This window comes from Kitasatospora sp. CB01950 (assembly GCF_001905465.1).
In the GTDB taxonomy this organism is placed as follows: Bacteria; Actinomycetota; Actinomycetes; order Streptomycetales; family Streptomycetaceae; genus Kitasatospora.
The window spans coordinates 239,496-263,432 of record NZ_LISX01000006.1 but is presented as its reverse complement, the minus strand read 5'-3'; the positions used below and the strand labels follow the sequence as shown (position 1 = coordinate 263,432).

24 protein-coding genes are annotated in these 23,937 nt (G+C 73.2%); 14 read left to right on the top strand and 10 right to left on the bottom strand.

Translation table 11 applies throughout. The features are described from left to right. Positions 1 to 69: 69 nt before the first annotated feature. The gene (locus AMK19_RS17975) at positions 70 to 786 is read left to right on the top strand and encodes a DUF6308 family protein (RefSeq protein WP_073812856.1); all 717 of its coding nucleotides are present in this window, start codon (positions 70 to 72) and stop codon (positions 784 to 786) included. Here the strand turns inward: AMK19_RS17975 and AMK19_RS17970 are convergent. From AMK19_RS17970 to AMK19_RS17960, 3 genes are read right to left on the bottom strand one after another with little or no spacing between them, the layout of a single operon-like run. Continuing rightward, positions 776 to 1,600, bottom strand: a complete 825-nt coding sequence (locus AMK19_RS17970) for a carbohydrate ABC transporter permease (RefSeq protein ID WP_073812854.1) — start codon at positions 1,598 to 1,600, stop codon at positions 776 to 778. The genes AMK19_RS17975 and AMK19_RS17970 overlap by 11 nt on opposite strands. Beyond that, positions 1,597 to 2,511, bottom strand: coding sequence for a carbohydrate ABC transporter permease (locus AMK19_RS17965; protein ID WP_073812853.1), 915 nt, complete (start codon positions 2,509 to 2,511; stop codon positions 1,597 to 1,599). Before AMK19_RS17965 ends, AMK19_RS17970 begins: the two co-directional genes overlap by 4 nt. Next, on the bottom strand, positions 2,501 to 3,790 hold the full coding sequence (locus AMK19_RS17960) for an extracellular solute-binding protein (RefSeq protein WP_073812851.1): 1,290 nt from the start codon (positions 3,788 to 3,790) through the stop codon (positions 2,501 to 2,503). The genes AMK19_RS17965 and AMK19_RS17960 overlap by 11 nt, the downstream gene beginning before the upstream one ends. A 215-nt stretch (positions 3,791 to 4,005) precedes the next feature. Between AMK19_RS17960 and AMK19_RS17955 the strand changes: the two genes are divergently transcribed. Beyond that, entirely contained in the window at positions 4,006 to 4,926 is a 921-nt protein-coding gene (locus AMK19_RS17955) for a DMT family transporter (RefSeq protein ID WP_073812850.1), read from the top strand. A gap of 119 nt (positions 4,927 to 5,045) precedes the next feature. Continuing rightward, positions 5,046 to 6,137, top strand: a complete 1,092-nt coding sequence (locus tag AMK19_RS17950; RefSeq protein ID WP_073812848.1) for a polyprenyl synthetase family protein — start codon at positions 5,046 to 5,048, stop codon at positions 6,135 to 6,137. Positions 6,138 to 6,144: 7 nt separating this feature from the next. On the opposite strand, the gene AMK19_RS17945 is transcribed toward AMK19_RS17950, so the two are convergent. The 3 genes from AMK19_RS17945 to AMK19_RS17935 all read right to left on the bottom strand — a co-directional run bounded on the left by AMK19_RS17945 (position 6,145) and on the right by AMK19_RS17935 (position 10,996). Then, on the bottom strand, positions 6,145 to 7,479 hold the full coding sequence (locus AMK19_RS17945; protein ID WP_073813066.1) for a flavin monoamine oxidase family protein: 1,335 nt from the start codon (positions 7,477 to 7,479) through the stop codon (positions 6,145 to 6,147). A gap of 68 nt (positions 7,480 to 7,547) precedes the next feature. Further along, positions 7,548 to 10,508, bottom strand: coding sequence for an aminotransferase (locus AMK19_RS17940; protein WP_073812847.1), 2,961 nt, complete (start codon positions 10,506 to 10,508; stop codon positions 7,548 to 7,550). A 47-nt stretch (positions 10,509 to 10,555) separates the two neighbouring features. Beyond that, positions 10,556 to 10,996 carry an Lrp/AsnC family transcriptional regulator gene (locus AMK19_RS17935; protein ID WP_073812845.1) on the bottom strand — a complete coding sequence of 147 codons (441 nt, stop codon included), beginning with the start codon at positions 10,994 to 10,996 and terminating at the stop codon, positions 10,556 to 10,558. A 249-nt stretch (positions 10,997 to 11,245) separates the two neighbouring features. On the opposite strand from AMK19_RS17935, the gene AMK19_RS36025 reads away from it, so the two are divergent. From AMK19_RS36025 to AMK19_RS17915, 6 genes are all read left to right on the top strand, one after another. Next, positions 11,246 to 11,383: a hypothetical protein gene (locus tag AMK19_RS36025; protein WP_158071920.1), complete on the top strand. Its 138-nt coding sequence runs from the start codon at positions 11,246 to 11,248 to the stop codon at positions 11,381 to 11,383. Further along, positions 11,380 to 11,553, top strand: a complete 174-nt coding sequence (locus tag AMK19_RS36020; protein ID WP_158071919.1) for a hypothetical protein — start codon at positions 11,380 to 11,382, stop codon at positions 11,551 to 11,553. Before AMK19_RS36025 ends, AMK19_RS36020 begins: the two co-directional genes overlap by 4 nt. Positions 11,554 to 11,704: 151 nt before the next feature. Next, a complete protein-coding gene (locus AMK19_RS35265) occupies positions 11,705 to 12,160 on the top strand; it encodes a hypothetical protein (RefSeq protein ID WP_073812844.1) in 456 nt (151 codons plus the stop codon). Between the two features lie 147 nt (positions 12,161 to 12,307). Beyond that, the gene (locus tag AMK19_RS35260) at positions 12,308 to 12,547 is read left to right on the top strand and encodes a hypothetical protein (RefSeq protein WP_073812842.1); all 240 of its coding nucleotides are present in this window, start codon (positions 12,308 to 12,310) and stop codon (positions 12,545 to 12,547) included. A 34-nt stretch (positions 12,548 to 12,581) separates the two neighbouring features. Next, on the top strand, positions 12,582 to 13,724 hold the full coding sequence (locus AMK19_RS17920; RefSeq protein ID WP_073812841.1) for a cellulose-binding domain-containing protein: 1,143 nt from the start codon (positions 12,582 to 12,584) through the stop codon (positions 13,722 to 13,724). Between the two features lie 301 nt (positions 13,725 to 14,025). Next, a complete protein-coding gene (locus AMK19_RS17915) occupies positions 14,026 to 14,817 on the top strand; it encodes a thioesterase II family protein (RefSeq protein WP_083646966.1) in 792 nt (263 codons plus the stop codon). 72 nt (positions 14,818 to 14,889) lie between these two features. Here AMK19_RS17915 and AMK19_RS17910 read toward each other — a convergent pair whose 3' ends face one another. Continuing rightward, positions 14,890 to 15,483 carry a TetR/AcrR family transcriptional regulator gene (locus tag AMK19_RS17910; protein ID WP_073812840.1) on the bottom strand — a complete coding sequence of 198 codons (594 nt, stop codon included), beginning with the start codon at positions 15,481 to 15,483 and terminating at the stop codon, positions 14,890 to 14,892. 120 nt (positions 15,484 to 15,603) lie between these two features. Here AMK19_RS17910 and AMK19_RS17905 point away from each other — a divergent pair, with 120 nt between their 5' ends. Next, on the top strand, positions 15,604 to 16,251 hold the full coding sequence (locus AMK19_RS17905) for a peroxiredoxin-like family protein (protein ID WP_073812839.1): 648 nt from the start codon (positions 15,604 to 15,606) through the stop codon (positions 16,249 to 16,251). A gap of 238 nt (positions 16,252 to 16,489) precedes the next feature. Here the strand turns inward: AMK19_RS17905 and AMK19_RS17900 are convergent, their stop codons facing one another. Continuing rightward, positions 16,490 to 17,215 (bottom strand): helix-turn-helix transcriptional regulator, encoded by a 726-nt coding sequence (locus AMK19_RS17900; protein ID WP_274536980.1) that lies wholly within the window; start codon positions 17,213 to 17,215, stop codon positions 16,490 to 16,492. A 400-nt stretch (positions 17,216 to 17,615) separates the two neighbouring features. Here AMK19_RS17900 and AMK19_RS17895 point away from each other — a divergent pair, with 400 nt between their 5' ends. The 4 genes from AMK19_RS17895 to AMK19_RS17880 all read left to right on the top strand — a co-directional run bounded on the left by AMK19_RS17895 (position 17,616) and on the right by AMK19_RS17880 (position 21,647). Beyond that, positions 17,616 to 18,413 carry a TIGR03084 family metal-binding protein gene (locus tag AMK19_RS17895; RefSeq protein ID WP_073812837.1) on the top strand — a complete coding sequence of 266 codons (798 nt, stop codon included), beginning with the start codon at positions 17,616 to 17,618 and terminating at the stop codon, positions 18,411 to 18,413. 77 nt (positions 18,414 to 18,490) lie between these two features. Beyond that, a complete protein-coding gene (locus AMK19_RS17890; protein WP_073812835.1) occupies positions 18,491 to 19,801 on the top strand; it encodes an ABC1 kinase family protein in 1,311 nt (436 codons plus the stop codon). Beyond that, positions 19,798 to 20,904, top strand: coding sequence for an SDR family NAD(P)-dependent oxidoreductase (locus tag AMK19_RS17885; RefSeq protein ID WP_083646964.1), 1,107 nt, complete (start codon positions 19,798 to 19,800; stop codon positions 20,902 to 20,904). Before AMK19_RS17890 ends, AMK19_RS17885 begins: the two co-directional genes overlap by 4 nt. Positions 20,905 to 20,945: 41 nt before the next feature. Next, positions 20,946 to 21,647, top strand: a complete 702-nt coding sequence (locus AMK19_RS17880; RefSeq protein WP_073812834.1) for a maleylpyruvate isomerase family mycothiol-dependent enzyme — start codon at positions 20,946 to 20,948, stop codon at positions 21,645 to 21,647. A 68-nt stretch (positions 21,648 to 21,715) separates the two neighbouring features. Here the strand turns inward: AMK19_RS17880 and AMK19_RS17875 are convergent, their stop codons facing one another. Continuing rightward, entirely contained in the window at positions 21,716 to 22,492 is a 777-nt protein-coding gene (locus tag AMK19_RS17875) for a helix-turn-helix transcriptional regulator (RefSeq protein WP_073812832.1), read from the bottom strand. A 232-nt stretch (positions 22,493 to 22,724) separates the two neighbouring features. Then, the gene (locus AMK19_RS17870; RefSeq protein WP_073812831.1) at positions 22,725 to 23,759 is read right to left on the bottom strand and encodes a carboxymuconolactone decarboxylase family protein; all 1,035 of its coding nucleotides are present in this window, start codon (positions 23,757 to 23,759) and stop codon (positions 22,725 to 22,727) included. Between the last annotated feature and the right edge of the window lie 178 nt (positions 23,760 to 23,937).

The following is a 23,937-nucleotide window of genomic DNA, read 5'->3' as shown; positions in this document are numbered from 1 at the left end:
CGGCCCGGGGGCGGACAATACCGGGGAGACCGAGGCGGCCGGAGGGCCGCCGGTCGGGAGGGGGCGGATGTGGAGGTCAAGGTCGGCGGACGTCGGGCCACGGTCGCCGAGGCCACGCGGTGGGTCGGCGCCTACTTCGACGAGGAGGCCAACACCGCGGCCGCGGCGGCGAGCGGCGGAAAGCCGTACGCCTACCCGGTGTACGACCGCCTGGACACCGGGAGCGGTCCGGACCGGCTCGACGACGGGGACCTGCTCGCCCCGCTGCTGCTGAACGCGGCCCCGACGATCAGGGCGGTGTTCAACCTCAGGGCGGTGCGCCCCGCCCTGGAGGCAGGCCTCGCGCGCATCCCCGAGGACCTCACCCTGCAGGCGGCCGTGGCGGAGGGCAGCCACCGCCCGCTGCTGGCCGCGCTGACCGGGGTGCTCGACCGCCCCGGCGGCCTGCCCGGGGTCGGCGGGACGACCCTGATGAAGGTCCTGCACCGCAAGCGTCCGCTGTTCGTGCCGCTGTACGACAGCCGGATCGACGCCTGCTACCGGGGCAGCGCCGCCGAGCACCCCATCAAGCCCGATCGCAGGCGGAGTTGGACGGAGTTCTTCGCGCTCCTGGCCGAGGCCGTGGCCGAGGACCTGGAGTCGCAGCCCGAGCAGTGGCGGACGATCGCCGCGGCGGCGCCGGAGGACGTCTCCCTGCTGCGGGTCCTCGACGTCGTGGCGTGGAACCGCGTCCGGCGCGGGAAGCCCGCGGGGGGCCGCCTGCGCCGGGAGGCGGTCAGCCCTTGATCGCGCCGGCGGTGAGGCCGGAGGCGAGGCGGCGGTGGACGGCGAGGAAGAACAGGACGACGGGGAGGGCGGTCAGGGTGGCGCCGGCCATCAGGCCGCCGTAGTCGGTGCCGAAGCTGGTCTGGAAGGAGACCAGCCAGATGCTGACGGTCTGTTTGGTCGGGGTGGAGAGCAGGATGTAGACGAGGACGTACTCGTTCCAGGCCTGGACGAGGGCGAACACGGAGGTGGCGACGATGCCGGGGGCGAGCAGCGGGAGGACCACCCGGCGGAAGGCGCCGAGTCGGGTGCAGCCGTCGATCATGGCGGCCTCCTCCAGTTCGACCGGGATGCCGGCGATGAAGCCGCGGAGCATCCAGACCGTGAAGGGCAGGGTGAAGACCAGGTAGGTGAGGACGACGCCGACCAGGCTGTCGGTCATGCCGGCGTCGTTCAGGAGCAGGTAGAGCGGGATGATCAGGGCGGTCAGCGGGACGGTCTGGACGATCAGGATCACCACCACGAAGGCCTTCCGGCCGACGAAGCGGAACCGCGCCAGGGCGAAGGCGGCGAGCGCGCCGACCGCCAGGGACAGCACGACGGTGCCGAGCCCGATGACCGCGCTGGAGCGGACGTTCGCCCAGAAGGTCTCGCTGTGCAGGGCGCGGGAGAAGTTGCCGAGGGTGGGTCGGCCGGGCCAGAACTTCGGTGGCACGCTGAGGATTTCGGTGGCCGGGCGGAAGGCCGTGAGCACCATCCAGTAGACCGGGAAGCCGATCACCGCGGCGACCAGCAGCCCCAGCAGGTCGTGGCCCAGTGAGCGCCGTCGTCTCATTCGACCTCTCCCGTCCGGAACATCTGACGCAGGTGGACCACCGATCCGGCGAGCAGCAGTACGACCGTCACCAGGGCGATCGCGGCGCCGACGCTGTACCGGTTCACGGCGAAGGACTCGATGAAGGAGTAGACGCCCAGCAGGTAGTACTCCCGTTCGGGCTGGCCGCCGCGCATCATCCAGACCTGGTTGAAGACCCCGAAGTCCCAGATCGCCGACAGCGTGGTGACCATGACGAGCACCGGCCTGATCGTCGGCAGCGTGATGTGCCGCATGATCTGGAACGGCCGGGCCCCGTCGAGGACCGCCGACTCCTCCAGTTCGGGCGGGACTTGGGCGAGGGCGGCCCGCAGAGTGATGGCGGCGAACGGCAGCGAGCCCCACACCACGACGGCGACGATCACGGCGAAGCCCTGCCAGGGGTCGGTGAACCAGTTGTGGCGGGACATCTCGACCCCCGGCAGCCGGGAGAGCAGCCAGTTCACCACGCCGTAGTCCGCGTCGAAGAGCCAGCGGAAGATCGACGAGGCGACCATGACGGGCATCGCCCAGACGGTGACCAGCATCCCGGCGATGGTGGCGCGCACCCAGGGCGAGACGCGGTGCATCAGCTGCGCGGTGAACAGCCCGCAGAGCACGGTGAGGGCGACGCACACGGCGGTGAAGACCACCGTGCGCGCCACCACCGTCCAGAAGAACCCGTCGCCGAGGATCCTGCGGAACTGGTCCAGCCCGGCCCACGGCGGCGAGGAGCCGCTGAACAGCTGCTCGCGGGTCATGTCCTGGAAGGCGAGCACGACCATGTCGACCAGCGGGTAGCCGAGGACGAGGACGAGCGCCAGGACGGTGGGGCCGATCAGCAGGTAGGGCAGCAGGCGGTGCCGACGCCGCCCGCGCCGGTCAGCGCTCATTGATCACTTCGTCGATCCGCTTGTCGGCCTCCGCGGTGGCGTCCTGCACCGAGGCCTTGCCGTTGGCGATCCGCTCCAGCATCTCGGGCAGCACGTTGGACTTCTCCACCGAGGTCCAGCCCGGCGCGAACGGGGTCATCCAGCCGCCGGTGGCGGCGGCTTGGGCGGCCGGGCCGTTGATGCCGCCGGCGGCGACCTCGGCCAGCTGGGCGGTGTTGTTGGGCAGGGTGTTGGCGGCGATCAGCGCCTGCTGCGACTGCCGGTCGGTGAACAACTTGATCCAGTCGGCGGCGAGTTGCTTGCGCGTCGACTTGGCGGGCACGGCCAGCGTGGAGCCGCCGAGGAACGGCGGCAGGAGCTTCCCGGACGGGCCGGGGAACGGGAAGGTGGCGAACTTGTCCTTCAGCTTCGGGTCGCCGCCGGAGAGCGGGTCGGCGGCGGAGTCGGCCTCCCAGGTGTTGCCGTAGAAGACGCCCACCCGGCCCTGGGCGACGACGCCCGGCTGGTCGCCGTTGTCCTTGGCGCGGTCGCCGACGTAGTAGGTGTCGATCAGCCGCTTCCACTCGGTCAGCCCGGCGACGGACTTCGGCGAGGACAGCGACGCCTTCCAGCGGTCGCCGTCCTTCACCGCGATCTCGCCGCCCGCGTCCTTCACGAACGCCATCGCCGCGTACCAGTACCGGCCCGGCAGGTACAGGGCGGAGAAGTTCGGGTCCTTGGCGCCGTACGTGGCCTTCAGCCGGTCCAGCGCGGAGAGCAGCTCCGGGTACGTCTTCGGCGCGCCCGTGACGCCCGCCTCGGCCAAGTAGTCGGTGCGGTAGATGCCGACCCGGGCCCCGACGTAGTACGGCACGCAGTAGGTCTTCCCGTTGGCGCGGCAGGCGTCGGCGAGGGCCGGCAGCCAGGCGTCCGACTGCTCGTACCCGGCCGGGTCGAGGGCGGAGAACGCGCCGTTGACGATGTAGTTGGTGGTCTCGCTGTTGCCCATCTCCACCACGTCGGGCACGTTCTTCCCGGCGAGGACGGCGTCCAGCTTCTGGTTCTTCGTGGTCCACTGCTGGTACTGCACCTCGACCTTGACCCCGGGGTGGGCCTTGGCGAACCGGTCATTGGTGGACTGGACCAATTCCGGCCAACTCTCCTGGGCGTCCACGGCCAGCCACACCGTCAAGGTGCCGCCGGCGTCGGAACCGCCTCCCGAGCCGGAGCTGCATCCGGTGGCGGCCAGGGCGAGGAGTGCCGTGAGCGCGAGGGGGCGGAAGCGCGCGCGAATGGTCATGCAGGTCTCCAAAATCACTGTGGGGGTAGTGATGTGATTACCCATCAGATCTCTGCTCTTTACAGAGGTCTAGACATTTGGCCGGAAGATTGCGCTGGGCGTCCGCAGCGGTCCGGTCGCACGATCTCGGCCGAGACGTTGCGTCGGGGCGGTACCGGTTCGGAGACTCGCAGTGTTGTCCGTCGAAGCTTTTCCTTCTCGTCCTCAGGAGCATGATGAACACTCGTCCTTCCCCCCGACTGGCCGCGGGCGCGGCCCTGGTCACGGTGATCCTGTGGGCCTCCGCCTTCGTGTCGATCCGCAGTGCGGGCGCGGCGTACTCGCCGGGCGCGTTGGCGCTGGGACGGCTGCTGGCCGGGTCGCTGATGCTGGGGGTGTTCTGCCTGGTGCGGCGGGAGGGGCTGCCGCCCCGCTCGGCGTGGCGGGGCATCCTGGTGTCCGGGGTGCTCTGGTTCGGCCTCTACATGGTGGTGCTGAACTGGGGTGAGCGTCAGGTCGACGCCGGGACCGCCGCGTTGATCGTCAACGTCGGGCCGCTGCTGATCGCGCTGCTGGGCGTCCGGCTGCTGGGCGACCCGATGCCGCCGCGGCTGTTCGCGGGGCTGGCGGTGTCGTTCGCGGGCGCCGTGACCGTGGGGCTGTCGATGTCGGGCGGCGGCGGCTCGTCCATACTCGGCGTCGCGCTGTGCGTGGTCGCCGCGATCACCTACGCCTCCGGAGTGGTCTCGCAGAAGCCGGCGCTGCGGACGGCGAGCGCGCTGCAGGTGACGACGTTCGCGTGCTTCGTCGGCACGGTCGCCTGCCTGCCGTTCGCCGGGCAGCTGGTCCACGACGCGTCCGCCGCGCCGCTGTCCGCCACGCTCAACATGGTCTACCTGGGCGTCTTCCCGACCGCCGTCGCGTTCACCACCTGGGCCTACGCCCTGGCCCGGACCACCGCGAGCCGACTGGCCGCGACCTCGTACGCGGTGCCCGCGCTGGTCGTCCTGATGTCCTGGCTGTTCCTCGGCGAGGTGCCCGCGCTGCTGACGCTCGGCGGCGGCGTGCTCTGCCTGGCGGGCGTGGCGGTCTCGCGCTCACGGCCGCGACGGGTGCCGGCGGCGGAGCCCGCGAGCGCGGAGGACCCGAGCAGCTGATCGAACTCCGCCGGAGACTCCACCGGTTCGACAAGCTCCCGAACCCGCCGCACCGAGCGCCCGGGGCCCGCACCGGTACTCGGTGCGGGCCCCGGCGGCGGCCGTGACAGCCTGGTGCGGTGAACGACGTCCTCCACGCCGCCCTGTCCCGCGCGGCCGGCCACCAGCAGCGGTTCGAGCACCGCTTCGCCGCGTACTTCGACTCCCTGACCGACCCGGACGGCGGGACGCCGACCGCGCCGCCGCACGGCTCGTACCCCGCCGACGCCCTCGCCCTGGTGCGGGAACTCTCCCTGCGCGGCGGCAAACGACTGCGGGTGGCCCTGCTGCACGAGGCCGCCGCCCTGGTCACCGACCGGGCCGTGCCCGGGCTGGACGCCGCCGCCGTCAGCATCGAACTGCTGCACACGCACGGGCTGATCCACGACGACATCATCGACGACACGCCCGTGCGCCGGGGCGGCCCGTCCACCTACTACGCCTACCGCAGCCGCTTCCCCGGGCGGCCCGACACCGCACTCGCCCTCGCCGTCCTCGCCGGGGACCTGGCCGCGTTCCTGTCCGTGCGGGTCCTGCTCACCGGCGCGCTGCCCCCGGAGCGGGCCCTCGCCATGGCCGCCGTCACGGCCGACGCCGGGGCCGCCGCCGTCAACGGGCAGATCCTCGACCTGGAACGCGACTTCCGCCCCGACGCCGGCACCGAACTCCTGCACACCGTCACCGAGTTCAAGTCCACCCGGTACTCGGTGCTGGCGCCGCTGCGCCTCGGCCTGCTCGCCGCCGGCGCCGAACCCGGCCCGTACGAGCAGGAGTTGCGCGACTACGCCGGCGCGGTGGGGATCGCCAACCAGATCCACGACGACTGGCTGGACCTGTTCGGCGACCCGGACACGCTCGGCAAGCCCGTCGGGACGGACATCCGGGCCGGCCGCCGGAACTACGTCGTGCACGCCCTGCTGGCCGCCGCCGACGAGCGCGGACGCGCCGAACTGGAGGCCGTCCTCGGCGACCCGGACTGCGACGACCGGGACCTCGACCGGATCCGCCGCACCGCCCGCGCCCACGGCGTCGACCGCGCGGTACGGGCCGACGCCGACCGCCACGCCCGGGAGGCCGCCGCGCGGGCCGCAGGCTGGTACGGGCACTGGCGGCGGGACGCGGTGGCGTTCTTCGAACACCTGCCGGCCTGGTCCGTCGCCCGCGAGCGCTGAGCCCCCGTCAGCCGGCGGGGTGCAGGCCGCGGGTGAGCTCGGCCAGCGGGACGGGGGCGCCGAGGATGTGTTCGGCGGCGCGGTGGCCGGAGAGGAGGGCGCCGTGGACGGTGGCGGGTTCGTGGCCGTAGGTGGCTTCGCCGGCGAAGTGGAGGGTGCCGTCGACGGGGGTGGCCATGGCGTCGTGGTCGGCGTGGGAGGAGCCGGTGGCGACGTACGAGTAGGAGCCGAGGGCGAGCGGGTCGGAGGCCCAGCGGGTGATCCAGTGGGCGACGGGGGCGGGGACGGCGTCGCCGTGGATGCCGCGCAGGGCGTCCAGGACGGAGGCGACGATCTCCTCGTCGCTCTGCTGCTCGATCGCGCGGGCCAGGTCGCCGCCGGCGAAGGTGAGCAGCATCGGGTGGCCGCTGACCGCGGAGACGTCGTACCAGGAGTGCCAGGGGAGGCTCGGGCGGCCGTGCTGGCGGATCGCGTAGACGTCGTCGGGCCAGAAGCGTTCGGGGAAGCGGAGGAAGACCTTGTTGAAGGCCCCCATGCCGAGGCGGGCGATCGGGCCCGCGACGGTGTCGGGCAGCGCGGGGGTGAAGGCGATCGCGCCGGCCTTCAGGACGCCGAGCGGGACGGTGACGATCGCCCTGGCGGCCTCGAACTCGCCGCCGTCGGTGGTGACGCGGACGCCGGACGCGGACCGGTCGACGGCGGTCACGGTGGTGTGCAGGCGGATGTCGAGGCCTTCCGCGAAGGCGCGCGGGATGGCGTCGTAGCCGCCGGGGAAGATCACCTCGTCGCCGTCGATGGCGTCCTCGTCGAGGGCGTGCGCGGCGACCTGCTCGATCTCCGCGCCGCACTGCTCCTCGGTGCGGTGCCGGTAGAACACCCGGACGCGGTCGGCGCGTTCGGCGTCCCAGCCGGTCCTGGCGAGGGTGCGTTCGGCGGCGTCGGCGTAGCTCTCGTCGTCGCCGGAGTCGGCGACGGTGTCGAGGAAGAGCGCGTCGGCGGTCTCGACGTCGGCGAGCCACTGCGCGGTGGCGGCCCGGTCGAAGCGGCGGCGCGACTCGTCGTGGTCGGCGATCGGCCGGCCGCCGGCCTGGAAGCTGCCGACGGTGAACTCGACGGTCTCCAGGCCGAGTTCGGCGACGATGTCGGTGAGCGGGTTGTCGGTGAGGCCGTGGATCCAGGAGGCGCCGCGGTCGACGGAGAACCCGGCCGTGCGGTCCGTCCACATCCGGCCGCCGACGCGGTCGCGCGCTTCGAGGACGACCACCCGCTGTCCGGCGGCGTGCAGCAGGCGGGCGGCGGTGAGGCCGGCGATGCCCGCGCCGACGACGATCGTGTCCAACATCTTCACTGCTCCAGGGAGTTCGGGGGCCGCAGGGCTCGGGGGAGAGCCGTGGGGGAGGGCCGCGGGGGTCAGTGGGCGTGGCCGAGCTGGGTCAGGGCCAGGTCGAGGGTGTCGGCGAAGAAGTCCGCGGCGGCGGTGTCGAGGCACAGCGGGGGCTTGATCTTCAGGATGTTGAGGTGGTCGCCGGTGGGCTGGACGACCACGCCGAGGTCGAGCATGCGGTCGCAGAGCTCGGCGGTCTCCTCGCCGGCGGGCTCCAACGTGCCCCGGTCGCGGACGAGTTCGAGCCCGAGGTAGAGGCCGGAGCCGTGCACCGCGCCGACGATCCGGTGCCGGTCGGCGAGCGCCCGGAGCCGGTCCTTCAGGTGGCCGCCGACGCGGACGGCGTTGCCCTGGAGGTCCTCGTCGCGCAGGGCGTCCAGCACCGTCAGGCCGACCACGCTGGAGACGGGGCTGCCGCCGGTGGAGGAGAAGAAGTAGCCCTGCTCGCGGTACCGGTCGGCGATCTCCTTGGTGGTGACGACCGCGCCGAGCGGGTGCCCGTTGCCCATCGCCTTGGCGACGCAGACGATGTCGGGCACGACCTGCTGCTGCTCGAAGCCCCAGAACCAGTGCCCGAGCCGGCCGTAGCCCGCCTGCACCTCGTCGGCGACGGCCAGGCCGCCGTGCCGACGGACCGCCGCGTACACCGCGGCGAGGTAGCCGTCCGGCAGCGCCACCCCGCCCGCGTTGCCGTAGAAGGTCTCGCTGACGAACGCGCCCGCCGGGCGGCCGGCGGCGGCCAGGGCGTCGATCGCGGCGACGGCCTCGGGAGCGTAGCGGGCCGCGTCCGCGCCGCGGCGGCGGCCCCGGTAGGAGTTCGGCGAGTCCACCGTGTGCACCCAACTCGGCCGGGTGGCAAGGGCGTTGGGGTTGTCCTGGAGGGAGGTGGAGACGGCGTCGGAGGCGTACGTCCAGCCGTGGTAGGCCTCGCGGAGCGCGACCACGTCGGGCTGCCCGGTGGCGCCGATGGCCAGGCGCAGGCCCAGATCGACCGCCTCGGAACCGGAGTTGACCAGGAACACCGTGTCGAGGGGGTCGGGCAGCAGGGCGGCGAGGCGCTCGGTGAACTCCACCACCGAGGCGTAGTGGAAACGGGAGTTGGTGTTCAGCCGACGCAGCTGACGGGCCACCGCCTGCTCCACCCGGGGGTGGGCGTGGCCCAGCGGGGTGACGTTGTTGACGATGTCGAGGTAGGCGCGGCCGTCGGTGGACAGCAGGTGGTGGCGCCAGCCCCGTTCGATCCGGGGCGGGGCGTCGTAGTAGTGCCCCTGCACCGTGGCGAACACCGCGCCGCGCCGCTCCAGCAGGTCGTCCGGCCCGTTCGCCGGGGCGTCGGCTGTGAGGCCGAGCAGCGGGGCGGGGTCGGCGGTGAGCGGCAGCCAGCCCGCCGCGTACTCGGGGCGCACCAGCGGCGGGACGTCCGGGGCGTCGGCGTCCCGCAGCGCGAGGCGGACGGTGGCGCCGGCCGGCAGGCGGACCAGGTCCGCGCCCGCGTCGAGCTGCGCGCCTTCGGCCACCAGCGGGCTCGTCCCGGGGGCGAACGACAGCGTCAAAACCCGTGCGCCGCAGGTGAGTTCGAGCCTTCCGGGCCCGGCGGACAGCACCCGGCCGGCCTCGGGGGCCTGTGCGACGGCGGCCGGGCCGAGCCACAGGTCGACGCCGGTGGCGACGGTGGCGGGGGAGACGGCGGACAGCGCGGGCGTCCGGGAGAGGCGGACGCCGCCGTGCGGGGTGCGGACGGCCGCCGGGCCGCCGGCCAGTGCGGCGGCCGCCGCCCGGTCCTCGACCCCGGCCTCCAACCAGGCCCCGCCGTCCATCGCGTCGGCGTCGGTGGACAGGTCGAGGACGGCGAATCCGCCGGCCGGGACGTCGCGCAGCAGGGGGTGCGCGGGCGGAGCGACCGGGTCGGGGGCGGCGGCGAAGCCGGTCGCGTGGGCGACCAGCTGGGTCATCACCGCCAACGGCAGGCGGGTGGCCTGCTCGAACACCCGCCACTCGCGGTCCAGCGCGGCCGTGGCGTACGCGTTGTCGGCGTCGACCGCCGCCTGTTGCCGCCCGCTGACCACCAGCACGGCCGCGCGCAGCACCACGAGCGGCCAGAGCGCCCCGGCCTCGGCGGCGGACAGCGGCCGGACGGCGTGGAAGGCCCGGACGGCGGGCAGTACCCGGTGGGGCTCGAAACCTTCGTGGTGGAGCATCGAGGAGAGCTGCACGGCGAGCTCGGCGACCGCCCAACTCGTCGTCAGATCACCGAAGTCGATGATCCCGTCGGGCAGCGGCGGGCAGCTGCCGGGGCGGCGGATCAGGTTGTCGTCGGTGAGGTCCAGGTGCACGGCCTGCAGCGGCAGGCCGTCGGCGAGCGCCGCGACGCGCGACCAGGCCTCGGCGGTCGCCGCCAGCACGGCGTCCCGCCGCTCGGGCTCGGCGACGTGCCCGGCGAGCCTGGCGACCACCCGGTCGGCGTGCCGCAGGTCCCACTGCAGGACGCGGTCCAGGCCGGGGTGGCGGAAGTACCGCAGCGTGGCGCTGACCTTCCCGGCGAGCGTGCCCATCGCGGCGACGGTCGTCGCGGACAGGTGCCGGGGGCCGGACAGCGCCCCGCCCGGCAGGTGGCGCAGCAGCCGGGCCGTGGTCTCCGCGCCCCCGACCTGTACCGCGGCGCGGCGCGGGGCGCCGTCGGAGTGGTGCAGCACGGTGGCGACCCGCAGCTCCGGGTGGGCGGCCGATATCAGGTCGGCGGCGGCGTCCTGCGCCTCGACCTCGAGCGCGCCGAAGGCCGGATTGGCGATCTTCAGGACCGCGAGGGCGGCCCCGTCGGCGTCGCGCAGCAGGAAGTTGGCGTCCTGCTGGCTGCCCAGCGGCTCGGCGCGCCCGGGGAGGCCGAGCCGCTCGGCGGCGAGGAGTTCGGCCTCGGCGGGGGTGACGACCGGCACGGGAAGCGCGTCCTCGGCGAAGAAGTCGACGGTGCGGTGCTCGGGGTGGGGCATGGCGAGGTCCTCGGCGTGGTGCGGGATCGGAGAGGGAGGGGGAGGGGCTAGTTCACGTGCCAGAGGAAGCGGTGGGTGTGGATCGCGAAGTACGGGAAGTTCTCGACCGAGGCGACGCCCTCGACGGCGCGCACCACGTCGTTGACGAAATCCAGCAGGTCGTTCGGGCGGTCGCACACCACCTCGACGAACAGGTCGAAACTTCCGGCGGTCAGCACCGCGTACACGACCTCGTCGTGCCGGGACAGCTCGTCGGCCACCGCCCGGGGGTCGCCGTCGACGTGCAGGCCCAGCAGGGCCATCGACTGGCGGCCCATGGTCATCGGGTCGGTCACCCCCACCACCTGCACCGCCTTGGCGTCGATCAGCCGCTGCATCCGCTGCCGGGCGGCGGACGGCGACAGCCCGACCTTCGGTCCCAGCTCGGCGTAGGGGATCCGGCCGTCCACCTGGAGCTCCCGCAGAATGGCCCGGTCGATCTCGTCCATGAAGCACCTCTCCGCTGCGGAAACAGCAGCCCGGAACGCTGTGAGGGACACCATGCCGGATTCGGACGCTCGAATCAACGGTCCGGACAATCGAATCGAGCGTGGGAGCGTGCGGATCGAGCGCCGGTCGAACGGTGCGGGATCTCAACTGCGAAGGAAAGCAATGGACTTGATCCGGTTCGGTGCCCTGAGCGGCCCGTTTACACCTGCCGGGCGGGCGGTTACGTTGAGCTTTGGGAGTGCTCCCAAATGGGGATCGCCGAGTTGGAGGACCTCGTGGACGACCCGCTCAGCCCCGGTCCCCGCCAGGAACGCGAGCGCTACGAACTGGCCCGGATCACCGCACTCGTCGCTGACCACGACCGGACCCGGCCGGTGACGCCGTGACATCCACCGCCCACATCGACCGGGACGCCATCCGAGCTGCCGCCGACCGGCTGCTGGACGGCATCCCCCTGCGTTCCGTCGAGCTCGACCGTGTCACTGCGGAGCGTGACCAGCTCCTCGACGACATCCGTGCCATCTCCCAAGCGCCGAGCGGGCGCCCTGTCTACTGACGCATCGCCAACTGTTCCGGTAGCTGGTGAGGTTGGGAGGTGGAAGAAGGGTTGGCGCAAACGCTAGATCATGAAAAAACTTTCTTGACTGCCATCATGAAATTATCCTAGGATTGTCGTATCGAAACTGCGGTCGCCCCTTGGAGGAATCATGGCCAGCCCCGACGACTTTGAGCCCGAGTCCCCTGAGTTCTCCACCTGGGCCGAGCTCGACAAGGCCATCAAGGCCAACGGAGGCGTCCTCCGCGTCGCCATGTGGGCGCTTCGTGACATCGACGGCTATGGCCGCCTCGGTGTCCGCGTCCTCACCAGCATTCACAACAAGCTCGCTGACATCGGCGTCGGCCACCTTCCGTTCGACCTCCCCAACAACCAGCACCAAAGCGTCGTCCTCTACAAGGTGGGTAGCGAGGCGGGCGCCGTCGTCGCAGCGGTCCGCAACGGCAGCAGCACGGCGGATGCCGAATCGGCTCTCCGTCGGCTGAACACCTCGGACGCGGTGCAGGCCGAGAAGGCCAAGGATGCCAAGCTTGCCGATCTCGCCGACAAGGTTGATGACCTCGAGAAGCTGCTCGCCGGTTTCCGTACAGTCCTCGCCGAGGAGTGAGCCGACGACTCGGCCAGGGACTTCTCTCCAAGAGCGCTTCCACGATGGGGCGGGGACCGGTTCACCGGTCCCCGCCCCATCGCATTGCCCCCCGGCGAAGGTGGTCGGCAACACAGGAGGACTGGTGAGAGAACCGAGCATGTCGACGTGGTGCCGGACGAACGGGGAGAGGCGGGCGACGTCTTGGTCGCGGCCCTCTTGCAGGTTGGCCTGAGCCTTGATCTGGCGACGGTAGGACGGCTCGTCGGCATCGCGTTCACCGCCGACCGCAGCGCGAGCAGCGACGCGGGTTCGGTCTCCGGCTCCAGCGCCGCAAAGTGCAGCCGTCCGTCGCCGTCGGCGGTGATCTGCGCGTTCGTCGGCAACCGGGCGGCAACCTCCCGATAGGTGCCGTCCAGCAGCGCGGACCGGGAGAGGGGCGGTGTTCGCCGCGCTCGCGGTGGTCCTCGGACTGCCGATCGGGTTCGGTGGGCGCCCGGCCTGGAGCGCAGGCGGCGCGGGCAGCGCCGCCTGCCAGGTCGCGTGGACGACCAACGAATGGACCGGAGGCTTCACCGAGCAGGTGTCGGTCACCAACTCGGCCTCGGCGGTGAGCAGTTGGAAGCTGACCTGGACGTTCGCCGCGGGGCAGCGGGTGACGTCGGGGTGGAACGCGCAGGTCGGCCAGAGCGGCACGGCCGTCACGGCGAGCAGCCTGAGCTACAACGGGGGCGTTCCCAGCGGCGGTTCGATGGCGTTCGGGGTGCAGGGCACCTGGTCGGGCAGCGACCCGGCGCCCACCGACTTCGCCTTCAACGGGGCGTCCTGCCAAGATGGTTCGGGCAGTGCGTCGCCGTCGCCCAGCCCGAGCCCGTCGCCCACGTCGAGCGGCGGAGCCGGCTGCTCCGGGGCCGTGGTCTGCTCGGGTTTCGAGGACCAGAGCGGCAGCAGCCCGACCGGTGACTGGACGGTCGCCGCCCCCGACTGCTCCGGCGCCGGCACGGTCACCGTCGACAGCTCGGTCACGCACATCGGCAGCCGCTCGCTACGGGTCAACGGCCAGGCGGGCTACTGCAGTCACGTGTTCGCGGCCACCACGAAGAACATCTCCGCCGTCGGCCCCGTGGCCTACGGCCGGTACTGGGTGCGCCACACCACCGCGCTGCCGGCCGACCACATCGCCATGGTCACCATGCAGGACGCCAACGACGGCAACAAGCAACCGCGCCTGGGCGGCCAGAACGGCGCCCTGCAGTGGAACCGCGAGTCCGACGACGCCACGCTGCCCGCGCAGAGCCCGGCCGGTGTCGCGCAGAGCGGGCCGCTGCCGGTGAACCAGTGGAGCTGCGTCCGCTTCGCGGTGGACACCACCAAGCAGTCCATGGACACCTGGCTCAACGACCAGCAGGTGCCCGGCCTGCACGACGACGGCATCCCCACCGCGGACATCGACCAGCAGTGGCTCACCCGCAGCACCGCACCGCGGCCGACCACCCTGTACCTCGGCCGGGAGGCCTACGGCAACGGCGCGGACACCCTCTGGTACGACGACGTGGCGCTGGGCTCCGCACCGATCGCCTGCTGAACCGTCCGCCCCGAACGGCCCGGCGCCTGAACGGCCCGGTGCCTGAACGGCCCGGCGCCCGAACCGGCCGCCCCGGCGACGGGCGACAGCACCCCCGCCGGGTGCGTCCGGTTCGGGGGCCGGGAGGCGGGCCTCGTGCGGACGTCCGTTCGGGTGGTTCCGGTGGCCGGGCGGCGGTGCGGACCGCGCGTTGGCCGACGCCGGGTGGGAGGCGGTCAACGGGTATGGCATTGTGCCGAATCGGGTCCGTCGCGGAGGCGTGGACCGGCCGGCGCACCGACACCCGAGACCAGGAGCCCAGATGACGACCTCTCGCGAGACCGACCGCCCCCGCCCGCAGTCAGTGACGAGCACGGGCGCCGCCGCGGATGTCTGGTTCCAGGTGCACCGGCGGGCCCGGCCGCCCAGGCTCCGGCTGCTCTGCCTGCCGCATGCCGGGGGAGCCGCCACGTTCTTCCAGGGCTGGCCCCGGCTGCTGCCCGACGACGTCGAAGTGCTGGCCGTCCGCTACCCGGGCCGACAGAGCCGCCTGCTGGACCCGTTCGCCCCCGACCTGCCCACTCTCGCCGCCGACATCCACGCCGCCCTGGACCCGTACCTGGACCGGCCGTTGGCGCTGTTCGGCCACAGCATGGGCTCCGCCGTCGCCTACGAGATCGCGCTCCGGCTGGAGGACCGCGGCCACGCCCCCACCCGCCTCCTCGCCTCCGGCCGCGTCGCCCCGCACCGGGCCGCCCCGTCCGACCGGCACACCCGCGACGACGAGGCCCTGATCGACGCGGTCCGCCGCCACGGCGGCCCCGGCGTGTCGGTCTACGAGGACCCCGAGCTGCGCGAACTCACCCTCCCCGCCCTCCGCGCCGACTACCGCCTGATCGAGACCTACCTCCCTCGCGACCCCCGGCCCCTCCGCACCCCCATCACCGCCTACGCCGGCGCCACCGACCCCGACTGCACCCCGGCCGGCGTCCACGCCTGGTCCGAACTCACGGCCCCCGGTCGCTTCGACCACCGGTGGTTCCCCGGCGGCCACTTCTACCTCACGCCGTCCGAACCCGAACTCCTCGCCGACATCGCCACCCGCCTCGGCTGATCCCGCCTCGGCTGATCCCACCTCGGCTGATCCCGCGACGGCCGATCCCGCGACGGCCGATCCCGCGACGGATCACCCGCCGCCGGTCAGCGCCGTGATCGCCGCCGTGACGGTGGCGCGCAGGCGGCCGGGGTCCGCGCCGGCGCGGGAGCGGAGGTTGACGCCGTGGGCGAGCAGGGCCAGCACGTCCGCGGCGGTCTCCGGGTCGGCGTCGTCGGCGAGTTGACCGTTCCGCCGGGCCGCGAGAAGGGCGGTGTGCAGGGCGGCGCGCAGGCGTCGGTGCTGGCGCTCCAGGACGGCGCGGACGGCCGGGTCGGCGTTCTCGGCGCCCGCGTGGGCGTTGGAGACCATGCAGCCCCAGCGGGCGAACTCGCCGGTGCAGCGGGTGTCGATCAGCCGGGCGAAGAACGCGTGGACGGCGGGCAGGCCGCGCCCGTCCTCCTCCAGCGGGCCGAGCAGCAGCTGCGACCGGCCGTGGGCGTAGCGTTCCAGGGCCGCGCGGTACAGCTCCTGCTTGCCGCCGAACGTCGCGTACAGGCTGGAGCGGCTGAGGCCGGTGGCCGCCACGACGTCCTGGACGCCGGTGGAGGCCGCGCCCTGCCGCCAGAACAGCCGCATCGCGGTGTCCAGCGCCGCGTCCGGATCGAAGTGCTTGACGTCCGGCATCCTCGCCACCCCCTTCTTGGACCGATGATTCCAAGATATCCCGCGCCGGTCTTGACCGGAGGAGCACCGGCACCACTATCTTGGAATGACCGTTCCAGGATGTGCCACAGGAGGAGACCCATGAGCGTCAACGCCGAGCTGCGCGCCTTCTACGACAGCCGCCGCGAGCAGATCCCCGCCGACGTCCGCGCCGTGATGCAGGAAGCCGCTCAGGAGCTGGCCGATTCCGGTCGGGCCGAGCGGGCCCTGACCGTCGGCGACCGGGCCCCCGGTTTCACCCTGCGCTCGGCCGCCGGCCGCAGCGTCGATTTGGCCGAACTCCTCGCGGACGGGCCGGTGGTGCTCACCTTCTACCGCGGCGCCTGGTGCCCGTACTGCAACATCGCGCTGCGCTCCCTGGGGGAGCACCACGAGGCCGTCACCGCCCGCGGCGCCCGCCTGGTCGCCGTCTCGCCGCAGAACCCGGACGACTCGCTGACCCTCGCGGAGAAGCACGAACTGGCCTTCGACGTGCTCAGCGACCCCGGCTGCGACACGGCGAAGCAGTACGGCCTGGCCTTCGACGTGCCGGACGCGCTCGCCGCCGTCTACACCCGGATGGGCATCGACCTGGACCGCTACCACGCCGGCCACCCGCGCACCCTGCCGATCCCGGCGACGTACGTCATCGACCGTGCAGGCACGATCCGTTGGGCCTTCGTCGACCCGGACTACATCACGCGGGCCGAGCCGGCCGACGTGCTGGCCGCGCTCGACGGGCTGAACTGACCGGGCGTTCCGCGACCCGGCAGTCCGTCCACGAGCGACGGTTCCTTGTGCACACCACCTGACAGGCAATCGTCACATCGGGCACGTTCTACCGGCAGCGGCCGGGCGTTCGCGCGGCGCACCCGCTCCGGGTGCGCCGAAACCGCGCCGGGGATTCCGGTTGTGTCCGCAGAGTGGTCGCGCGGTGACCGAGTGGTCGGCGCGGGAAAAGGGCGGAGCGGGTCATTCTGGAGGATTTCTAGCGAGTCGCGGCCTGCGGGATGCGTCTCGCTCCGTCGAGTTCCGGCAATGCCAAAAGGATCGGCAGGTCGAGCGCCGTCACGTCGCGCAGCTGCACGTCCGTGCTGTACGCCCGGCCGCCGCGGGCCCGCACCGCCCAGCCCGAACCGACCAGCCTGGGCGGGCGGATCAGCAGCTGCCCGGGGGAGTCGTCCTCGGTGGCCACGGCGGCGGCCCGGATGAACCACAGGCCGTCTGGCACCTGGAGCCGGAACGGGCGGGCCTCGTCCAGGACGTCGCAGGCCTGCGGGTAGCCCTCCACGATCGGCGTGTTGAACGCGCCCACGTACACCCGGACCGGGCCGACCTCGGACGGCGGGAAGTACAGCTGCCCGGTGACGACCGACAGACCGTGGCAGCTCCGGGCGGCCGGCGGGGTGAGCTGCGGCAGGTCGTCGCCCTGCGCCAGCGAGCGGTAGCGGGTCGGCGAGACCCCGACGCTGCGGGTGAAACGGCTGGTGAACGTGCCCAGGCTGTTGTAGCCGACCCGGTAGGTGATGTCGGTGACGCTGTCCGGGGTCTCCAGCAGGTGCCGCTTCGCCATGTAAATTCGGATTGCCGTGAGGAAACGCCCGGGTGATGTACCGGTCAGCTGATTGAACATGCGGCAGTAATGGAATTTACTGTAGGCGGCAATTTCGGCCAACTGCTCCAGGGAAATCGGGTTCGCGTGGTGCTGCCACATGACGTCAATGCTGCGCTCAATCGCCGCCGCAATCGGCATTCGGATCTCCCCGCCTGGGCTCGTTGGTGTCTCGCTTGCCGTGGATCCGTGGTTCGGCTCTGGTCTTCGTGAGGTCGCGCCCCGGCCGCTCCGGCCCGGTGCGGGCCCTGCCGCGGGGCTCGACCGGACGGATGTGGGGCAAGACACATCGTTTTGCCAAAGGGGGACTCTCGCACCTTCTGGATTGCGGTGTGGTCCACAGTGTCGGAACTCGGCCATCTGTGGCGCAGACCCGTACGTCCCTGAATGTCCGGGGCCCGGAACGGGGCGGCACGCATGGAGAAGCACACGCCGGTGACGCGTTCGGAAAATGGACGCGGAACCGGATTGAACACGCCTCACCGGGGAAGGGAATGCCGACATGACCGCAATGCAGGACGTCTGCGTCGACCTGGCCGCAGAAGGCTCCGAACTGGCCCGGCTGGTGGCCGGACTGTCGCCCGGGCAGTGGTCCGAGCCGACCCCGGCCGCGGGCTGGACGGTCCGGCACCAGGTGGCACACCTGGCGCTGGTCGCCCGCCTGATCGACCTCGCCGTGTGCGAGCCGGCCGCGTTCACGGCCGAGACCGCTCCCGTCCGCGACGACCTGGACGCCGGCCTGACCACCCTGCTCGCCGCCCACCTCGCCGAGCCCGTCCCGGAGTTGCTGCGGCACTGGGCCGAGTGGCGCGCCGCCGCGGAGAAGGGTCTCGCCGCGACGCCCCGGCGCGAGGAGGTGCCCTGGCTGGCCGGCCCGCTGCCCGCGAGCGTGCTCGCCGCGGGCGCGCTGACGGAGCTGTTCGCCCACGGCCAGGACATCCGCGACGCCCTGGGCGTCCCGGCCGACCTCACCGACCGGATCGGCCACATCGCCTACCTCGGCACCCGCACCCGGGACCTCGCGTACCAGGTCCGCGGCCTGGAACCGCCCGCCGAGCCGTTCCGGTTCGAGCTGACCGGCCCGTCCGGCGTCGCCTGGGCGTTCGGCCCGGAGGACGCCGAGCAGCGGATCTCCGGCCCCGCCGCGGACTTCTGCCTGCTCGTCACCCGCCGCCGGCACCGCGACGACCTCGCGCTGACCGCCGTCGGCGCGGTCGCCGACCACTGGCTGGGCATCGCGCAGACCTACGCCGGCCGGCCCGGACCGCCGCCCCGGCGCATTGGGCAATATCGCGTATAGATGGGCCGGTCGGCGGCCTGGTTTCCTCGCTGTCGGGCCGGTTCGGGCCCGACCGCCACGAGGGACCTGGAGGTACCGTGCCGGAACACCGCACGAGTGGGTGGCTGCTGGCCCGTCGGGCCTGCACCACCGCGGCCATCGTCACCGGACACCTGATAGCCGCCCTACCGCACCTGGGAACCCGAGGCGGCCGGGCCCGGCTGGCCCACCGCGCGCCGCGGCTGCTGACCGCGCTCGGCCCGTTCTTCGTCAAGGCCGGGCAGCTGGTCAGCACCCGCCGCGACCTGCTCCCCGCACACGTGTGCGACGCGCTCGCCGAACTCGCCGACGACGTCCGCCCGCCGAGCCGCGCCGATGTCGCCCGCACCCTCGCCGAGGCCGGACTTGCCGACGCCTTCGCCGAGTTCGAGTGGGAGCCGGTCGCCTGCGGCAGCATCGCCAGCGTCCACCGTGCCCGGCTCGCCGACGGCACCGAGGTCGCCGTCAAGGTCCAGCGCCACGGCATCCGCCCGGTGCTGGAGGCCGACCTGCGGCTCGCCCTGCTCGGCGCCCGCGCCGGACGGGTGCTGCCGAGCATGCGCGACCTGCCCGCCGAGGAGATGATCGGCCAACTCGGCGGCGCCGTCCTGCACCAGCTCGACTTCATTGCCGAACGCGACTCGCTGCTGCTGCTGCGCGCCAACCTCGCCGACCACACCGACCTGCGCATCCCCGCCCCCGTCGACGGCCTGTGCGGGCCCCAGGTGCTCACCATGGAGTTCGTCTCCGACCTGGGCCGTTTCCGGCCGCTCGGCATGACCATGGAGCGCCGCCGCGAAGTGGTCCGCGACGTGCTGCGGGCCGTCTACCGGATGCTCTTCGTCGACGGCCTGGTCCACTGCGACCTGCACCCCGGCAACCTCTGCCTGGACGGCAAGGGCCGGGTCGTCGTCCTCGACGCCGGGTTCGTGGTCCGGCTGCCCGACGCCGTCCGGCGCTCCTTCGCCGGCTTCTTCCTCAACATGGCGCAGGGCAACGGCCCCAAGTGCGCCGACATCGTCCTCGAAAGCGCCGCCCGACTGCCCGAGAACCTCGACCGGGAGGCCTTCCGGACCGCCGTGACGGAGCTGGTGGACGAGGCGTTCGGGGCGCTCTCCAAGGACTTCGAACTCGGCGCGTTCGCCCCCCGCCTGTTCCAGCTCCAGCGCGACCACGGGGTGTTCGCCGCATCGGAGTTCGCCTTCCCGCTGCTGTCGCTGCTGGTGCTGGAAGGCATGATCAAGGAGTTCGACTCCGAGGTCGACTTCCAGGCCGAGGCCGTCCCCGTGCTGATGGCGTCCTTCGCCAAGGACGTCCAGGTGGACGCCGAACGCCGCACGGACGCCGAGCACTCGCAGGACCGGGCGTGAACGCCCCCGCCGACCCCGTCGGCCCCGCCGCCCACGCCGGCCCCGCCGCCCACGCCGGCCGGACCGCCCCCGTCGTCGCCGTCACCGGCGGCACCGGCTTCCTCGGCGCGCACACCGTCGCCGCGCTGCTCGCCGCCGGGGCCCGGGTGCGGCTGCTGGTCCGCGACCCGGCCCGGGTCGCGCCCGCCCTCGCCCCGCTCGGCCTCGACCCCGACGCCGTCCGGACGGTCGTCGGCGACGTCACCGACGCCGACGCCGCGCGCCGGGTCTGCCAGGGCGCCGACGCCGTGCTGCACCTCGGATCGGTGTACTCCTTCGACCGCCGCCGCCGCGAGGACATCGCCCGCACCAACGTGCTCGGCACCGAGACGGTGCTGCGGGCCGCCGTCCGCTCCGGCGCCGGCACGGTGGTGCACGTGTCGACGGTCGGCGCGCTGATCCCCAGCGCCGACCCGGAGCTGCACGCCGACAGCGCCGTCGGCCGGCCCGCCGAGCCGTACCTCGCCAGCAAGGCCGCCTGCGAACACGTCGCCCGGCAGCACCGGCACGAGGGCGCGCCGGTGCGCATCGTCTACCCGCCGGCGCTGCTCGGCCCGCACGACCCCCGGCTCGGCGACCAGACCGGGCGGCTGCGCGACGCGCTGCGCGGCCTGATGCCGCTCTGGCCCACCGGCGGCTTCCCGCTCGGCGACGTCCGCGACACCGCCGCCGTGCTGGCCGGCCTCGCCACCGCGCCCGCCGCCGACACCCCCGACCGGATCTTCGCCCCCAACCACTGGCTCTCCACCGCCGACTACCTGACGGCGCTGCGCGCCGCCACCGGCCGCGCGCTGCCCGCCGCCCGGCTCCCCGGCCGGGCCATGCTGCCCGCCGCCCGCCTCGCCGACGTCCTGCAGCGCGGCTGGCCCTGGCACATCCCGGCCGAGTACGGCGCCGCCTACACCTGCGTCCACGCCGTGCCCGTCGCGAAGGCCGCCACCGCGGGCGGCCCCGCGCCCCGTCCGGTCGAGGAGACGATGGCCGAAACCGCCCACTGGCTGTACCGTGCGGGATTCCTGACGCAGCGGCAGATCGGCCGCGCGGCCGAGCGCACCACCCGATGACGGCGGCACCGAGCCGCACTCCGGACCCCGAGGAGACGAACGTGACAGCGGCACCCGACCAGCACGACCCGGCCGAACAGCTCGCCGCCTACCGGCGCAGCCGGGAGGCGATATCCACCCTGGCGGCCGCGCTGCCCGACCCGGCCGCCGTCACCGTGCCGGCCTGCCCGGACTGGAGCGTCCGGGACCTGCTCGGACACCTGGTGCACATCTGCCAGTCCTTCGTCGCCCTGGAGGACAGCCAGATCGACCTGGTGCCGCTGTCCGGCGTCCCGGCGGCCGAACTGCTCGACCGCTGGGCCGAATTGGACGCCGAGCTGCCCGCCGCGCTGGAGCGCAGCCCGGAGCTGCGGCGGCGGATCATGCTGCTGGACGTGGTCTCGCACGAGATCGACCTGCGGCTGGGCCTGGACCTGCCGGTGGAGCCGACCGCGCACCCCGGGTTCGAGGGCGCGCTCGACCTGTCCACGATCGGCTTCGGCCTGGCGGTGAACGGCGGCGGGCTGCCGGCGCTGCGGATCGAGACCCCAGGGCAGAGCTGGGTGGTCGGCGAGGGCGCGCCCGCGGCGACGGTCCGCGGGCCGGCGGTGGACGTGTTCCGGTCGCTGACCGGCCGCCGCACCCGCCCGCAGATCGAGGGCCTGGAGTGGTCCGGCGAACCGGCCGACCGCTGGGCGCAGGCGTTCGCCTGGGGCCCGTTCGCGCCGCCCGCCGCAGAGGTGGAGCCGGTCCTCGGACGCTGAGCACCGGAAACGACGAACGGGCGGAACCGCCGGTCAGCGGTCCCGCCCGTTCGTCCTGCGCGGGCCCCTCACGCGCCGCTCAACGAGGGGACGCGCACCGCGGCCGCCTCCGGGGCGGGCCGCTGCGGGGAGTCGAGCCCGGGCAGGGCCAGCAGGATCGGCAGGTCCAGCGCGGTCAGCGGACGGGCGGTCAGCCGGATGGGCGGCAGGTCGTGGCCGTGGCGCACGCTGAGCTCCGGCCCGGAGGCGACCAGCAGCGGACGCCGCTCCCACGGCGGGGCGGGGAAGTCGCTCGCGGCGACCACGGCCGCCCGGACGAACCACACGCCCTCGGGGACGCGCAGCGTGAACTGGCCGGAGCCGTCGAGGATTTCGCAGGCGACCGGGCGGCCCTGCACGATGGGTTCACGGAACGCGCCGATGTAGATCCGCACCGGACAGCCGGTGTCTGGCGTGCGGATGCTGCCGCTCACCGAACAGGTGCGGCGGCCGTCGTGCGCGGCACCGGTGCGCTCGGTCAGGCCGGCCCGCGCGAGGGTCCGGTAGCGGGCGGGGGAGAGGCTGACGGACCGGGTGAAGCGGCTGGTGAAGGTGCCGAGGCTGTTGTACCCGACGCGGTAGGAGATCTCGGTGACGCTGAAATCGGTCTCCAGCAGCATGGTCTTCGCCTGGTGCAGGCGGACGGCGGAGAGGAATCGGCCCGGAGAGGTCCCGGTGAGATTTCGGAACACCCGGGAGAAGTAGAACTTGCTGAGGATCGCCGTATTCGCTATCTCGTCGAGCGAGAGCGGCTCCTCGTATCTGTTCCACATGGTCTCGATGGCGCGTTCGACGGCGATCTGCACAGCGAATCTCCAAGTTCGTCGATGAATCGGTGACAGCCCTCCGGAGGATTCCGAGGGCTGTGACCTTTCTCCCTCGGCTGGGGATGTGCCTATTTCCGGAGACGAAAGCGGGAGCGTGTGTACATCGGTGGATCCGCGTCTTTCGACGTGCGGAGGAGAAAACGGAACGGGAAATGCGCCGGAACGCCGACCGGCCCCCGCCGAAGTGGCCGGGGCCGGCGGGCGCCGGAGTTCAGTGGTCGGACAGCAGCTGCCCGACCCGCCGCCGGGCGGCCAGCAGGCTCGCCCAGGCGCAGGCCGCGAGGATCTGCCGGTCGTCGGCGCCGGCCTGCCGGGCGGCGGCGATCACCCGCTCGTCGACCCGGTAGGAGGCCAGCGCGGTGAGCAGCGCCAGCTCGGCGAGCGGGCGCTGCTCGGGTGGCAGCGCCGTCAGCGGCTCGTCCAGCCAGGCCCGGCCGAGGCCGGGGTCGGCGCCGTCCCAGCGGGCCACCGCGGCGGCCACCGGCTCGCGGACCGGGGCGGGCAGCAGTTCGGCGCCGGTCCGGTCGACGGCCGCCGCGGCGCGGGCCAGCGTGTCGGCGATCCGCGGGTCGGCGGCGGCCCAGTCCAGGTCGGACGGCAGTTCGGCGGGCGGCAGCAGGGACAGCGAGGTGCCCGGGGCGGTGCCCGTCCCGGCGGAGGAGCGCATCAGGCCGACCAGCACCCGCAGCACCGGCCCCAGCGCCTGCGCGGGGGCGTTCGGCGGGAGCGGCATCGGGCCGAGGAAGATGTTGACCATGCGGTTGAGGTACTGCAGGCAGAGCGCCGTCCCGGCCAGCTCGGGGAGCAGCTCGGGCGGGAACGGCGGCTTGCCGCCGTCGCGCACCCACGCCGTCAACTCCTCGGTGGCGGGCCTGCTTTCGGTCCGGCGGCGGGAGATCGGCCGTGCCGACAGCGAGTCGAGCATGCCGCTGTGCACGGTGATGCAGAACGGGCACCGGTTGCTTGCCGAGACGGCGGCCGCCACCGCCTCCTTCGCCGCCCGGGGGGCGCGCCCCTCGGCCAGCATCGTCTCGCGCAGGACCGTCCAGCACGCGGCGAGCAGCGCGGGGACGGGGGCGTGCAGCACCACCGGCGGGGCCAGCACCCCGAAGTCCCGCTCCAGTTCGCGGTAGACCCGCGCGGTGTCGCCGGCCGCCGCGCCGAACGACACCGTCCCGACGTGCCGGACCTGGAGCAGGGACAGCCCCCGCAGGGGCGCCTGGACGAGCCGCCGTGCGGCGCTCACGACTCGGCCCCGGCCCCGGCCCGGGCCCGAGGGCCGCCGCGATGCGTCCGTCTTCCGTCCCCCGCAGGCATTCGCGCGATCTCCCTCGGCTCGTCGGCGGCGTGCGCCGGTGCTACACCCGATCGTGACATTCGGAGCGGGCGCGTCCTTCTTCGTCCTTGCGGAGGTGTGCCCCGGC